Source organism: Algoriphagus sp. oki45 (assembly GCF_036245605.1).
In the GTDB taxonomy this organism is placed as follows: domain Bacteria; phylum Bacteroidota; class Bacteroidia; order Cytophagales; family Cyclobacteriaceae; genus Algoriphagus.
This window is the reverse complement of the sequence record NZ_BTPC01000001.1, coordinates 765,979-780,340: the sequence shown is the minus strand read 5'-3', so window position 1 is coordinate 780,340 and position 14,362 is coordinate 765,979. Positions and strand designations below refer to the sequence as shown.

Here is a 14,362-nt window from a genome sequence, read left to right as displayed (position 1 = left end):
TAATTTTGCCTGAAAGCAGGCTGATTTAAATCTTTACCTTTCTGTTTCATGTCTTCCTACCCAAGGATTTTTCTTTGTTTGTTGCTTATTGGTTTTTTCGGGAACTCATTCTCCCAAGAATTAATCAACAAGAGACCTACTTTTTATGCCTATACGGGCTTTTCGGGAGCTAATCTGACTCAGTTTAATCAAATGCTCAAAGAAAGGGGGTTGTCACCTCTAAGGAATAGATATTCCAGCTTCGGACTAGGCTATCAGACTCGAATCAATGACTTTGTTTTGGGATTTGACTTGGGACAGCATACCGGAAAAGCAAGTCAGCTTGACGATATGGAAATCCGATATCGGACTACGAGGGCACTTTTTAATGTTGGTTATTCCATGACTGAAGAGGGAAGATTTCAATTGATTCACTATTTGGGACTGGGTTTCGGGTTTATGAATTTTCAGATGCTGCCCGAGGGCCAAGACCGAAATCTAGAACTATTTCTCCTAGATCCTCAGCAAGGATTTATCCTTCGGAAAAACGATATACACCAAGGAACTTCGCAGTTTGGAAATTTTTTGACTGAAATCGGCTTCCAACTGAGCTATGACTTTCCAATTCCAGGAAGAAAAGAAGCGCTCCAAGTCATCGCTAGAGGGGGGTATTCGTTTAGCCCAATCGAAAACTCTTGGAATATGAATGGGATTGCCTTCGATAATGCCCAGTCGGGAGCTTTTATCCGGGTGGGGGCAGGAATTTCTCTTCCTGATAGGAATTTCTTTTACAAGGATGCATCCATCGGAATTTCTCTATTTAGAGGGGTTCATTTTACCCAACCTGATGAATTGAATACTTACCTTAAATCCTTTGACTATCAGCCATTGGAAGGCAAACCTTCCAACTGGGGTCTTCGGATTTTGGGAGATACAGAGGGTATTTTATATGGCGTAGATATCTTTAATCTTGCCATGAGTGGACAGGCTAGCAATTTTCAGGAGCACAGCTTGAATAGTGTACGGGTTTATGCAAATGGGGGCCTCAAGCTGATTCAATTTGAGAATTTTGCTTTGGGATTGTTGGGAGGTGTAGGATATGGCAATCTGCGATACACGCTCAGCGAGGTGGACAAGCCTGATTTTCCGGAGCTGTTTGAAAAAAGGTATTTTGATGGGTACTTGAGAAGTTCTGGGGTAATGTTCAAGCCGGAAATGTTTTTTGAATATGGACTGCCGATGACCAAAAGGAAACTTTTTGATTTGGTATTTACTGCTTCTGCCGGTTATGAGCTGGCCTTTCCTGGATATAGTCTTGGTGAGATCTCTATGAATCAATACATGTCAGGTAGCTACCTGCTCTTTGGAATAGGGGTTCGGCCTTAGTTGAGATAAAGTTGAATCCTATTTTTATCCAAGTTTTACTTCTCGCAGTTGATTGGAATTCCCTTTTTGCTGTTATTTTTGCCTAGCTTATCGAGAAAGACCGAGGGAAGGGCCCTACGACGTCTTAGCAACCTGATAACAAGGTGCTAACTCCCATTCCGGATATGCCGGAAGAAGATGAGCGGAAAAGAATACCTCTCCGTACTTTTCTCCGTGTTTTGCTCGATTTGCTTTTTGATTTGAAGAACCTATTACCATGCAAAACCGAACCGAAGTCCTACTCCAAGCGATTGAAAAGCGAATCCTAATATTGGATGGTGCGATGGGCACAATGATTCAGCGCTATAAGCTGGATGAAAATGATTTCAGAAATCCCCAACTGGCCGATCACCCCAAACCTTTGAAAGGGAACAATGATCTCCTTTCATTAAGCAGACCTGATATCATCAAAGCCATCCATAGAGAATACCTGGAAGCTGGTGCTGATATCATTGAGACCAATACTTTTTCCGGTACTACCATCGCTCAGGAAGATTATTCACTGCCTCATTTGGCATATGCGATCAATTTTGAATCAGCAAAAATCGCAAGGGAAGTAGCTGAAGAGTTTACAGCACTGGATTCCTCCAAACCCCGATTTGTAGCCGGAGCCATGGGGCCTACAAACCGGACTGCTTCTATATCACCTGATGTCAACGATCCCGGGTATCGGGCGATTACTTTTGACCAACTTGCTGAAGCTTATTCAGAGCAGGTCCGAGGACTGTTGGATGGTGGGGCAGATATCATTTTGATCGAGACTATATTTGATACGCTCAATGCAAAAGCAGCGCTTTATGCTGTGCAGGAAGTGTATGAAGAAAGGAATATCCCGCTAGACCCTAGAGAAGGGGGGATTCCGATTATGATTTCAGGGACCATCACGGATGCTTCCGGGAGAACGCTCTCGGGACAGACCACAGAGGCCTTTTTGATTTCTGTTTCCCATGTTCCCTTGCTATCGGTAGGCTTAAATTGCGCGCTGGGAGCAAAAGAATTAAGACCTTATTTGAAAGTGCTTTCCCAAAAAGCACCTTTCTATGTTTCTGCCTATCCGAATGCAGGCTTGCCAAATGAATTTGGCGCATACGATCAGGGAGCGAATGAAATGGCCGATCAGGTCAGGGATTTTTTGAAAGAAGGAATGCTCAATATTTTGGGAGGATGCTGTGGTACAACACCTGACCATATTCGTGCTCTTGCAAAAATGGCTACAGAATTTCAGCCTAGAAAAATCGAAGAAGAATTGGAAGAGGAGGAAAGCAATGCCTAAGCAGAACTACATGAAATTGTCGGGACTGGAACCTTTGGTTTTCACCCCTAACATCAACTTTGTCAATATCGGCGAGCGGACCAATGTCACCGGCTCCAAAAAGTTTGCTCGGCTCATTTTGAATGGAAAATACGATGAGGCCCTGGATATCGCCTTGGATCAAGTCAGAGGCGGTGCTCAAGTCTTGGACGTATGCATGGATGAGGGCATGCTGGATGGAGAATACGCCATGACCCGTTTCCTCAACCTGATCGCTTCGGAACCGGAAATCAGCCGTATTCCCATCATGATCGATAGCTCCAAATGGAGTATCATTTTGGCAGGATTGAAGTGTGTGCAGGGAAAAGGGATTGTCAATTCGATTTCCCTTAAAAACGGAGAAGAGGAATTTGTGCATCAGGCAAAGACCATTAAGAAGTTTGGGGCGGCGGTGGTTGTTATGGCGTTTGACGAAAAAGGTCAGGCAGATACATATAATCGCCGAATAGAGATATGCGAGTGTAGTTATCGGGTTTTGGTGGATCAGGTCAATTTCAATCCTCAGGATATCATTTTCGACCCGAATATTTTCCCGGTTGCTACCGGCATGGAAGAGCATCGACGCAATGCACTTGATTTCTTTTTGGCCACAAAATGGATCAAGGAAAATCTTCCCGGCGCCAAAGTGAGTGGGGGGGTGTCCAATGTTTCTTTTTCCTTCAGAGGAAATGATCGGGTTCGTGAGGCCATGCATGCTGCATTTCTCTACCATGCTATACATCATGGTATGGATATGGGAATTGTCAACCCGACCATGCTGGAAGTATATGATGACATTCCCAAGGATCTCCTGGAAAGGGTAGAGGATGTTCTATTTGACCGAAGGTCAGATGCAACAGAGCGTTTGCTGGATTTTGCCGAAACAGTCAAGTCAGCCGATAAGAAGGAAGTCGTCAATGAAGCTTGGAGATCTGATCCGGTAGCCAAAAGGATTGAGCATGCATTGGTCAAGGGGATTTTGGACTACATCATCGAAGACACGGAAGCTGCCAGACTGGAATTGGTCAATCCGCTCAAAGTCATCGAAGGACCTTTGATGGACGGGATGAATGTGGTCGGGGATCTTTTTGGAGAAGGGAAAATGTTCCTTCCCCAAGTGGTCAAGTCCGCCCGTGTAATGAAAAAAGCGGTGGCTTACCTTGAGCCCTTTATGCCTTTGCCTGAAGAGGGTCAGGAAGCTTCTTCCTTGAAGAAAATCCTTTTGGCAACAGTAAAAGGAGATGTTCACGATATTGGTAAAAACATCGTTGGAGTCGTTTTGGCATGTAACAGCTACCAAATTATTGATTTGGGGGTGATGGTAGACGCTCAGAAAATCATTGATGAAGCCATCAAAAACAAGGTGGATATCATTGGATTGAGTGGGTTGATTACTCCATCTCTTGATGAGATGGTCAATGTGGCCTCGGAAATGGAACGTCAAGGTTTGCAGATTCCGCTTCTTATCGGAGGTGCGACCACATCCAGAATCCACACGGCAGTCAAAATCGACCCGGTTTACTCAGGCACGGTGGTTCATGTGACTGATGCAAGTAAATCTGTGCCGATAGCAGGTGAGGCAATTTCTGAAGAGACCCGTGAGGCTTACCGTCTCCAAATCAAAGAGACCTATCGTCAGCTAAGAGAAGAACACGAAGCCAAACAGTCCATCAAACAAATGGTTAGCTACGAAGAGGCTAAAGCCAATCCCGTGGCGATAGATTGGACTTCTTTTGAGCAGGTAAGGCCAAAGGTGTTAGGAAAAACGATTTTAGAGGTGTTGGATTTGAGTATGCTGAGAAAATATATCGATTGGACTCCTTTCTTCAGTACTTGGATGCTGAGTGGGAAATATCCCAAGATTTTGGAAGACCCAATAGTGGGAACAGAAGCCCAAAAGCTCTTTCAAGATGCCCAAGTTATGCTGGACAGGATCATTGAAGAAAAGTGGCTGCATGCCAAGGCAGTTTTCGGGCTTTATCCTGTGGAGCGGAAGGGAGATGATGCAGTAGTCTTCGAACCCAATGATGCCAATTTGAAGCTGGGTCAATTCCACTTTTTGCGTCAGCAAGGCAAAAAAGGAAAGGGAGTTCCCAACCGATCGCTCGCAGACTATCTCCATCCCGAAAAAACAGATTATCTGGGATGCTTTGCAGTTACAGCTGGCTTGGGTATGGAAACTAAATTAGCTGAATTCCAAGCTGCAGGGGACGATTACAATGATATCCTTTTTAAGGCTTTGGCGGATCGATTAGCAGAAGCTTCTGCTGAATATGTTCACGAACTGGTTAGAAAAGAATACTGGGGGTATTCCAAGGAAGAGGTCTTGGACAACGATTCTCTGATTCGGGAAGAATATCCGGGAATTCGTCCTGCGCCCGGATATCCTGCCTGTCCGGAGCATTCTGAGAAGGAAACGATTGCCCGTCTTTTGGATTTGGAAAAATCAATTGGTATCACCTTGACTTCCAGCTATGCCATGTATCCTACCAGCTCGGTATCAGGATTTTATTTTGGCCATCCCGAGTCTAAGTATTTTGGCTTGGGAAAAATCGCCGAAGATCAAGTCGCCAGCTATGCAATGCGAAAAGGAATTTCCCTGGAACAAGCCGAGCGCCTTCTTTCACCCAATTTGGCCTATACGCCATCCACTATACTTGCGAATCAAACCTTATGAAGATCACTGAGCATCTAAAAAGCGCAAAAAGCACTTTATTTTCTTTCGAAATTCTTCCTCCTCTCAAAGGACAAAGCCTTAAAGAACTTCTGGAAGGGATTGAACCATTGATGGAGTTCAAGCCTCCTTTTGTGGATGTAACTTATCATCGGGAAGAATTTATTTACAAAAAGCATCCGAATGGGCTTTTGGAGAAAGTCAGCACCAAAAAGCGTCCCGGTACTGTGGGGATTTGCGCAGCAATTATGAACAGATTTCAGGTTGATGCAGTGCCTCACCTCCTTTGCGGTGGATTTACCAAAGAAGAAACAGAAAATGCGCTGATTGATCTCAATTTTATCGGGGTGGAAAATGTCCTTGCGTTGAGAGGAGATGCGCCTAAGGGAGAAAAGTTTGCGCCTGAGCGGGAAGGCCATAGTTTCGCCAGTGAATTGGTGGAGCAGATTGTCCGGATGAATCAGGGAAAATACCTACACGAGGAAACAGAAAACAATTTCCACACAGACTTTTGCATAGGGGTGGCAGGATATCCGGAGAAACATTTTGAAGCTCCAAGTCTCAGATTTGACCTTAAGCAATTGAAGGAAAAAGTGGATAAAGGTGCAGAGTATATCGTCACGCAGATGTTTTTTGACAATAAGAAATACTTTGATTTTGTGGACAAAGTAAGGGAAGCAGGAATTGCGGTTCCCATTATTCCTGGGATCAAACCGATCACTACTTTGGGCCAGATTACCATGCTGCCGAGAACTTTTTTCCTGGATCTACCTGATGCTTTGATGGACGAATTGGAAAAATGCAAAACCAACGGAGAAGTGAAAGAAGTGGGCATCGAGTGGGCGATTCAGCAATCCCGGGAGTTGATCAATGCAGGTGTGCCCAGTCTTCATTTCTACACGATGAGTAAGGCGGATGCCACTTACAAGATTGCCAAGGAGGTATTTTAAATCTTTTGAGGTTTTTTTAAGACCTCAAAGGATTTTCTTTTTAAATGACATTCGAAATTTTGGACATCCTTAGTTCTTCGACCATTCTTCCAATTTTTGTCTTCAATTCCTTAGTACTGGCTATATTTAGGCATGATTAAACTCGTCGAATGTCCTCGGGATGCAATGCAGGGAATCCCTGATTTTATAGACACAGCTATCAAAGCTGCATACATCAATCAGCTTCTCGAAGTAGGTTTTGATACGATTGATTTTGGGAGTTTTGTAAGTCCCAAAGCCATTCCTCAGATGCGCGACACGGCCAAAGTCTTGGAAATGCTGGATTTGCACAAAGCCCAATCCAAGCTTTTGGCCATTGTGGCCAATGTCAGAGGTGCTGAGGATGCTCTTCATTTTTCAGAAATTGATTTCTTGGGATTTCCCTTATCCGTTTCAGAAACCTTCCAGCAGCGAAATACCAATGCAAGTATTACTGATGCATTAAGGACAGTAGAAGCAATTCAAAACCTTTGCGAAGTCAAAGGGAAAAAACAGGTTGTTTATCTGAGTATGGGATTTGGGAATCCTTACGGGGATCCCTATTCCCCAGAATTAATTGCTGAGTTCGTGGAAAAACTTTCTCAGCTTCAAATCGAAACTGTTTCCCTTTCGGATACTATCGGAGTAGCGACTCCTGAATTGATCACCCAGCTTTTTGAGGTGCAGACTCAGGCTTTTCCTCAGATCGAATTTGGTGCCCACCTCCACAGTAGGCCAGAATCGGTAGGAGAAAAGGTATGGGCTGGAATTAAAGGAGGTTGTAGACGATTTGACGGAGCATTGATGGGTTTTGGCGGATGTCCTATGGCCAAAGATGATTTGGTGGGTAATATGGCTACCGAACTTATGATTCCTGCCCTTGAGAATGAAGGCTTTGACTTGGGACTCAATAAATCAGAACTTCAAGAGGCCATGAAATTGGCCAAATTTGTATTCAATTCTTGATCCATGAGTGATTCTTCTATCCAATCCAAAGTCAAATCACTCCGTTGGTATCGTCGTGTTCACAAATGGATCGGGATACCCTTGCTGCTGTTTTTTCTGCTCATTGGTATCACATCGATTTTGTTGGCTTGGAAAAAGAAAGCCGAGCTTCTTCCTCCCACCTTAAGTACCAAAGTGGAGCAGGGAACCTGGATATTGCCTTCGGAAATGGTGAAAATCGGAGATGAGGAAATGAAAAAGCTGGGAAGAGACTCTGAGGTAGACCGAATCGATATCCGACCCGATAAAGGGACGGCCAAAGTCACCTTCAAAACTCATTTTACTGAGATTCAGGTAGATGGATTTTCAGGGGAGGTATTGTCCATTGGAACCCGTCACTCGGATTGGATTGAAAAGGTGCATGATGGAAGTATCATCGACTATTATACTACTGGAGATGAGGGTGCGAAGCTGACCTATTCTACTTTGATATCCATTGGCTTGATTTTTTTAGCAATCAGCGGATTTTATATGTGGTATTATCCAAAAAAGATTAGAAAGATGAAAGCGAATTAAGTACCCTGTGATTTTTCATTTGAAAATCTTTAAATTTTAGTGTGGAAAAGGAAAAGCTACATACCGTAAATGAACCAGACCTGGAATATGGGCTCTATTCCTATGCAGATTATCTGACTTGGAAAATCAATGATATGATGGAGTTGATCCGGGGCAAAGCTTACAAATGGGCTGCTGCTGCTCCTGGTATGAGTCATCAGAAGGTTTCTGTCAGATTGACTTATCTACTTCATGAGCATCTTAAAAGTAAAAAATGCCAGGTTTTTCATGCTCCCTTTGATGTCAGACTCCCCGTAAAGTCCATAAAAAACAAAGATATCGACACAGTCTTGCAACCTGATCTTTGTGTCATCTGTGACGAAAGCAAATTGGATGAAGCAGGTTGCATCGGAGCCCCGGATTTGGTGGTAGAAATTCTTTCACCGGGAAACAATCGAAAAGAGCTTAAGCTGAAATATGAAGTTTATGAGGAATCAGGGGTCAAAGAATATTGGATTATTCATCCGAATGAGCAGACTCTTTTGATTTATACCCTTATCAATGGTAAATATCAGCCCTCTCACCTCTACACTTCAGGGGACGAAGTTGAATCCAAATGGGTTGAGGGATTTAGGCTTAATTTGTCTGAGATTTTTGAAAAATAAAAAAAGAATCAGCTATACGAGAAGTTTAAATTTTTTACCGGGAAGAGACTTAACAATTCCCGCAAATTCAAGAGAAAGTAACTTCGAAGACAGAATTCCTAAAGGAATTTCTGTGGAATAGGAAATCATGTCTATTTCAGATTCTCCTTTTTCTTGAAGGTGAGTCAATATCTTCTTTTCTTCCTCATCTCTTTCACTTAAGTCCAAATTCGGCTTTTTGACCTTTTCCTCACCGGGTTTACTCCAAAAAAGAGCCTCGGCAATATCTCCGGGCCCGGTATAAATGCTTGCTTTCATCTTTTTGATCAACTGATTACAGCCTTCTGAAAAGGTAGATTGGAGGTTACCCGGTACCGCAAAAACTTCCTTGTCATAGCTGTAGGCAATTTCAGCTGTAATCAACGCTCCGCCTTTCTCGGCTGCTTCAACCACAATCAGCGCATCGGAAAGTCCGGCAATAATCCGGTTTCGTGCAGGGAAATTTCCCGGTATCATTTTGCTTCCCGGAGCATATTCACTGATCAAATTGCCCGTTTCTTGAAGTTGAAGAGCGGTGTTTTTATGTGCGGCAGGATAGATCTGATTGAGTGGACTACCCATAATCGCAATGGTGGGCAGGCCAGTTTGCAGTGCTGCCCGATGGGCCTCAATGTCAATTCCATAGGCTAAACCTGAAATGATAACTGGCTGATAGGGAAGGAGATCTTCCACAATCTTTCGAGTGATGGATTTACCATAAGGAGTTGCACTTCTGGTGCCGACGATGCCTATGCTTCTTTCAAAATTCAAGGTCCCTTTTCCTTGGGAAAAGAGAATCACAGGACTATCTTCTATGGGCTTTAATCTTTGGGGGAAATCAGGAGAAGTAGAGATCAGTATATCGTATCCCTTTTTGGAACAGGAAGAAATGACCTCATCAGCATTCCTCAATAATTGGTCGCCTTGCTTTTGTATCTCGAGTAACTTTTGACCTACCCTTGGAATTTTGGATGCTTTTCCTTTTCCGAGTTCAAAAAAAGCTTTTGGCGAACCACTGTAAGCTAAAATGGCCTTGAAGACGGTGGGGCCGATTTTTGGCGCCAGAGCTAAAGCCAGGTGATATCTCAGATTCTCATGATCCTTTTCTGGCTTGGAGTTCATGCTTCATATTGATTAAAAAGTCTCGTATTTCCTGAAGCTTCTGAACAGCAGCCACCTTGTCAAATCCCTGATCCCTTCCTGAGGCTATGACCTCCTGCGCTCCTTGTAGGGTATATCCTTTCTCTTTGACTAAGTGATAAACATACCGAATCTTCTGGATATCATCTTTGGTGTACCTTCGATTGCCTTTTTTGTCTTTCTTGGGCCGAATGATGTCAAATTCCCCTTCCCAATAGCGAATCAGAGATGGTGCAACTTTAAATTGATCAGCCACTTCACCAATTGAATAATATTTCTTTTCGATTTCTCGCTCTTTGTATGGCACGGCAGTGAAAATTTTAACCTAAACTATCTCAAAAGTTCTTGAATACTCTAAAGTAAGAAAATCCCTGTTTACTTCAAGTTTGACTTCAAGTGCTCAAGGGAAAAAACGTTCGCTTTTAGCGATTTAGTACTTGGAGCATTTGGACTGCTGCCAATCCTGCTGTTTCTGTTCTCAATCGGCTTTTTCCCAAAGACACCGGTTGAAATCCCATATTTTTCGCCTCTTTGATTTCTGTGGGATCAAAATCTCCCTCTGGACCGATCAAAATCAAATATTTTCCTCCTGGCTTGGCCAAGTCTAGCAAGTGATTTCTGTGGTTTTCGTCCACGTATGCGATGAATTTATAATATTCTTCCAATTTAGGAGAAGATAGAAAAGAAGAAAATTTGATCGTAGGATGGAGCTCAGGAATACGAAGTTTCAGACTTTGTTTACAGGCGGAGATGATTTTCTTTTCCAGGCGATCGGTTTTGAGGTGAGTCCTTTCCGAGTTTTTGCAATCGAGCAAGGTCAATTCATGAAAGCCGATTTCGGTGATTTTCTCCACCATCCATTCCATGCGGTCAGGACTTTTGGTAGGGGCTATGGCCAAATGAATATGGAAACCATCTTTTTCCACCTCGGTTTTTCCTGTGATTTGAATGCTGGCCTTTTTTGGGTGGGATTCCAAAATTACCCCTTGGTAAAGGGTCCCTTTGCCATCTGTGAGATTCAGCTGGTCTCCTTGTTGTTTTCGCAGTACTCTGATTAGGTGCTTGGATTCCTCTTCATTGAGGTGAGTAATGGGTTCGGTGATATTTTCCTGGAAAAAGAGCTGCATGGACGTTTACTTTCTGGATACAAAAAAAGCACATTCTCTCAGAGAATGTGCTTTAAACCAAATTAACCTATAACCTTATTAACCTTTTGAGATTTCCATGTTTACTGTTTTCCCTTTGATGGTGTTGTTCTTCATCACTCGGATTACGTGATCCGCATCTTTCTGAGGTACATCCACAAAAGAGAAATTGTCAAATATGTCGATGCCGCCAATGCTTTTTCCTGGAACTCCAGTTTCACCGGCAATCGCACCTACGATATCGTTTGGACGGATTCTGTCTTTTTTACCTAAGTTCAAAAACAGTCGGGCCATGTTTGCATCCCGGGTTCTTTCTGCTCCTACGCCAAATCTTCCGCCTTCTTTTCTATCACTGAATCGGCTTCCTCTTTCAAATCGGTCTCCACCGCTTCTAGGGCCTCTTTCAAATCGATCTCCTCGACCAAATCGGTCTCTGCCGCCTTCTCTACGATCACTGAATCGACCTTCTCTGCCACCTTCGCGACGATCGTCTCTTCTTCTGTCTCCGTAGGAAGTCTCGATTCCGAAATCCTGATCTTTCAATTCCTTCACGGCATCTCCCATGACCATTTTCATTAGGCCGAGAGAAACTTGCTCAGGAGTAAGACCTTCTGCCAGCATCTGTCCCAAAGTGGATTCGAAAATTTTATTGTCTTCTTCCTTGCTCAGTACCCTGTACACATCCTTCACCAATTGGGCTTTCTTCAATTCCACCAATTCAGAAACAGAAGGAGGGGTCATCTTAGTGATCGTAGCCTTGGTATAGCGCTCCAAATCTCTAAGCTTCATGAACTCACGACGACCCGTGATAAATGTGATTGCCGTTCCGGATTTGCCAGCACGACCGGTTCTACCGATTCGGTGTACGTAATATTCTTCGTCCAGGGGAATATCAAAGTTGAATACCGCTTCCACGTTGTCTACATCGATTCCTCTTGCAGCTACGTCAGTTGCAACCAATACTGTGCAAAGTCCTTTTCTAAACTTGCTCATTACCTTGTCACGCTGAGCCTGAGAAAGATCTCCATGAAGTGCTTCGGCTACGATTCCTCTGCTTCCCAAAGCTTCAGTGACCTCATCAGTCATTCTTTTGGTATTGCAGAAGACTACACTGAGCGCATAATTATTGATGTTCATCAATCGAGCCATCAATTCCATTTTTAAGGAAGGCTTCACTTCGTAGTAAACCTGCTCGATTTTGGAAACGGTAAGCTCGTTTTTAGCGACTTTGATGATTTCGGGCTCTGTCTGATATTTTCTGGTCAAGTCCATGATTGGCTTGGCCATAGTGGCAGAGAAGAAGACGGTTTGTCTTTCCTCTGGCATCTCCTGAAGGATAGCTTCGATGTCGTCTCTGAAACCCATATCCAACATTTCATCAGCCTCATCCAAAACAATGATTCCGGCATCTTCCAGCCTCAAAGTTCCTCGGTTGATATGATCCTGAACTCGGCCCGGAGTACCTACCACGATCTGAACGCCTTTCTTCAAAGTGCGAATCTGCTTGTCGATAGATTCACCTCCGTAGATGGCTACAGATGAAATTTTCTTGTGATACTTAGCTAGCTTTTGGATTTCTCCTTCTACCTGTACCGCAAGTTCGCGGGTTGGGCAAAGGATAATTGCCTGAGGCTTGTTGAAATCCGGATCGACCAAGTCGATAATAGGGATTGCAAATGCCGCAGTCTTTCCTGTTCCGGTCTGCGCTTGTCCGATGACATCGCGACCTTCTAATACGAAAGGAATAGCTTGTGATTGAATGGGGGAAGGTTGGGTATAACCCATTTCTTCCACTGCCCGCAAGATTTCTTCTGAAATCCCCAGGTCTGAGAATTTGATTGTGTTTTCCATGAATGTTGTCCTTACTTTTCTTGCCATGTTTCCTAAATCCCAGACAAGCGACAGTAAGGATTCACGGCTCAGAAAAATGCTCTGTCAAAATTGACGATGCAAAAGTAGACAAAGATTTTTTGGAAACCAAGTAAGATTCTAAAGTTTTTAGAAGATTCTTTAAAAATATGGAAGAAAAAGCGATAATTATTTGGAGAGTTTGTTCTAAACAGCCCTTTTCCCATAAATACTCTTTGGCCTATTTCAGAATAAAATTTTGCAAAAACTCTTCTTTTTATCTCAGTTTTTTTGAAATCAAAGGATTGAAGGAGGGCAAGGATTCTCTTTCTTGCCCCAAATCGCTTCATTCCCTTACAGAAGGTTCCCGATCATCCACTTCCTTTCTTCCTGGATCTCATTCATCGGAAATCGGTCATCCGTCATCAGACTCCAATCATTTTTTCAAACTCTCCAAAATCAACCGGACCAGTTCTGCTTTGTCTCCGTTTGGAATCCATCTTGCCACAACGACCAAATCATTTTCCTGATCTACATAAATCATATTCGTACCTGCGCCGATATGCAGGAAGGCAGATTTGGGAGCGGCAAGGACTTGCTTTTGGTCATAGTTCAAGAAATAATTCATGAATCCATAATCCGGCTGGGCTGGAGTAGGGGTACGGGATTTTTCTATCCAGGATTCAGGAATCAGTTGTTTTCCATTCCAATTTCCGTTTCTCAAAGTCAGATACCCAAATCGGGCCTGATCCCAAGCAGAAAGCATCATCCCTCCACCCCAGTGGGAACCCCCGCTGACGGATTGAATGATCTGCCCATCCAAGATGACAAAGGAATTTTCATATCCTGTCCATCTCCAGGTATCGCTTGCCCCGATCGGATCCATGATTTTTTCCTTTAAAACGGCAGGCAAAGGTTTTCTCCAAACATTTAATAGTGCTAATGCAAGGACATTGACCCGAGTGTCATTGTATTCATATTGGCTTCCCGGTTCGTTTTGGGCTCTGGCTCTTTTCTGTGCGACTCCTTCTGCCGGTCGGTCTGCCCAGTCTGGTTTGCCCCAAAGAGTTCCTTCCCAATCGGAAGTTTGTCTCAGCAGGTCATCCCAGCGGATTTTCCGGTTATGCTCTGTAGCAAAAAGGTCAAAAACATCATCTTCTTCCAAATGATCTGCCTTGTTCATCATAGACTTGACTGGATCATAGGGGTATATCGGAGCCATGTAAGGATAGACCAAATCCATTTCGTTTTGAATCAACCCTTCTTCCAAAGCCAGACCGGCAGTGGTGGAAAGGAAGCTTTTTGCCACGCTGAAAGTCAAATCCACCCGGGATGGATCGCCCCATTGCCCTACTACATATCCTTTGTAAATGATTAATCCTGTGGCGAGACCCCGTGTTTTCATAGGTCCAACAGGATAGCCAAAGGGTTCTCTTCCAAAAGCACTTTCGTAATGGGCGATTTTCAGATTGGGATTTGCTGTGCTTTCATGTGCTTCTGCAAAAGCAATAGCTTCTTTGATTTTGGCCCCATCCAATCCCAATTCTTCCGGGGATTTGGTTTCCCATTTGTTTTTTTCAGGGAAATAAACCTGAGAAAAGAGGGGAGAAAGTGATCCGATGAGCGAGAGGGTGAGAATAAGTTTTTTCATGGGTGGTGGACTAGTCTGCGATTTTAGGAAATCCATTTTTCAATTCAGAACCACTGAT

The 14,362-nt window shown here is 43.6% G+C and carries 12 protein-coding genes and 1 riboswitch; of the genes, 7 read left to right on the top strand and 5 right to left on the bottom strand.

Annotated elements, in window-relative coordinates; all coding sequences use genetic code 11:
* Window positions 1-48: 48 nt before the first annotated feature.
* The 7 genes from AAA942_RS03450 (at window position 49) to AAA942_RS03420 (ending at window position 8,502) form a co-directional block, all read left to right on the top strand.
* A complete protein-coding gene (locus AAA942_RS03450; RefSeq protein ID WP_338218838.1) occupies window positions 49-1,365 on the top strand; it encodes a hypothetical protein in 1,317 nt (438 codons plus the stop codon).
* Window positions 1,366-1,449: 84 nt separating this feature from the next.
* Window positions 1,450-1,549: riboswitch (SAM riboswitch) on the top strand.
* A 72-nt stretch (window positions 1,550-1,621) separates the two neighbouring features.
* Window positions 1,622-2,677 (top strand): homocysteine S-methyltransferase family protein, encoded by a 1,056-nt coding sequence (locus AAA942_RS03445; protein WP_338218837.1) that lies wholly within the window; start codon window positions 1,622-1,624, stop codon window positions 2,675-2,677.
* Entirely contained in the window at window positions 2,670-5,372 is a 2,703-nt protein-coding gene (metH, locus tag AAA942_RS03440) for a methionine synthase (protein WP_338218836.1), read from the top strand. Before AAA942_RS03445 ends, metH begins: the two co-directional genes overlap by 8 nt.
* Window positions 5,369-6,319, top strand: a complete 951-nt coding sequence (gene metF, locus AAA942_RS03435; RefSeq protein WP_338218835.1) for a methylenetetrahydrofolate reductase [NAD(P)H] — start codon at window positions 5,369-5,371, stop codon at window positions 6,317-6,319. Before metH ends, metF begins: the two co-directional genes overlap by 4 nt.
* Before the next feature lie 132 nt (window positions 6,320-6,451).
* Complete coding sequence (locus AAA942_RS03430; RefSeq protein WP_338218834.1) at window positions 6,452-7,303, top strand: hydroxymethylglutaryl-CoA lyase; 852 nt, start codon at window positions 6,452-6,454, stop codon at window positions 7,301-7,303.
* A gap of 3 nt (window positions 7,304-7,306) precedes the next feature.
* Window positions 7,307-7,858 carry a PepSY domain-containing protein gene (locus AAA942_RS03425; protein ID WP_338218833.1) on the top strand — a complete coding sequence of 184 codons (552 nt, stop codon included), beginning with the start codon at window positions 7,307-7,309 and terminating at the stop codon, window positions 7,856-7,858.
* 41 nt (window positions 7,859-7,899) lie between these two features.
* Window positions 7,900-8,502, top strand: a complete 603-nt coding sequence (locus tag AAA942_RS03420; protein ID WP_338218832.1) for a Uma2 family endonuclease — start codon at window positions 7,900-7,902, stop codon at window positions 8,500-8,502.
* 12 nt (window positions 8,503-8,514) lie between these two features.
* Here the strand turns inward: AAA942_RS03420 and dprA are convergent, their stop codons facing one another.
* From dprA to AAA942_RS03395, 5 genes are all read right to left on the bottom strand, one after another.
* A complete protein-coding gene (gene dprA / locus AAA942_RS03415) occupies window positions 8,515-9,642 on the bottom strand; it encodes a DNA-processing protein DprA (RefSeq protein ID WP_338218831.1) in 1,128 nt (375 codons plus the stop codon).
* Window positions 9,614-9,967 (bottom strand): MerR family transcriptional regulator, encoded by a 354-nt coding sequence (locus AAA942_RS03410; RefSeq protein WP_338218830.1) that lies wholly within the window; start codon window positions 9,965-9,967, stop codon window positions 9,614-9,616. Before AAA942_RS03410 ends, dprA begins: the two co-directional genes overlap by 29 nt.
* A 115-nt stretch (window positions 9,968-10,082) precedes the next feature.
* The gene (locus AAA942_RS03405) at window positions 10,083-10,787 is read right to left on the bottom strand and encodes a 16S rRNA (uracil(1498)-N(3))-methyltransferase (RefSeq protein WP_338218829.1); all 705 of its coding nucleotides are present in this window, start codon (window positions 10,785-10,787) and stop codon (window positions 10,083-10,085) included.
* 78 nt (window positions 10,788-10,865) lie between these two features.
* Entirely contained in the window at window positions 10,866-12,656 is a 1,791-nt protein-coding gene (locus tag AAA942_RS03400; protein ID WP_338218828.1) for a DEAD/DEAH box helicase, read from the bottom strand.
* Window positions 12,657-13,089: 433 nt separating this feature from the next.
* The gene (locus tag AAA942_RS03395; RefSeq protein WP_338218827.1) at window positions 13,090-14,304 is read right to left on the bottom strand and encodes a serine hydrolase domain-containing protein; all 1,215 of its coding nucleotides are present in this window, start codon (window positions 14,302-14,304) and stop codon (window positions 13,090-13,092) included.
* Window positions 14,305-14,362 lie beyond the last annotated feature (58 nt).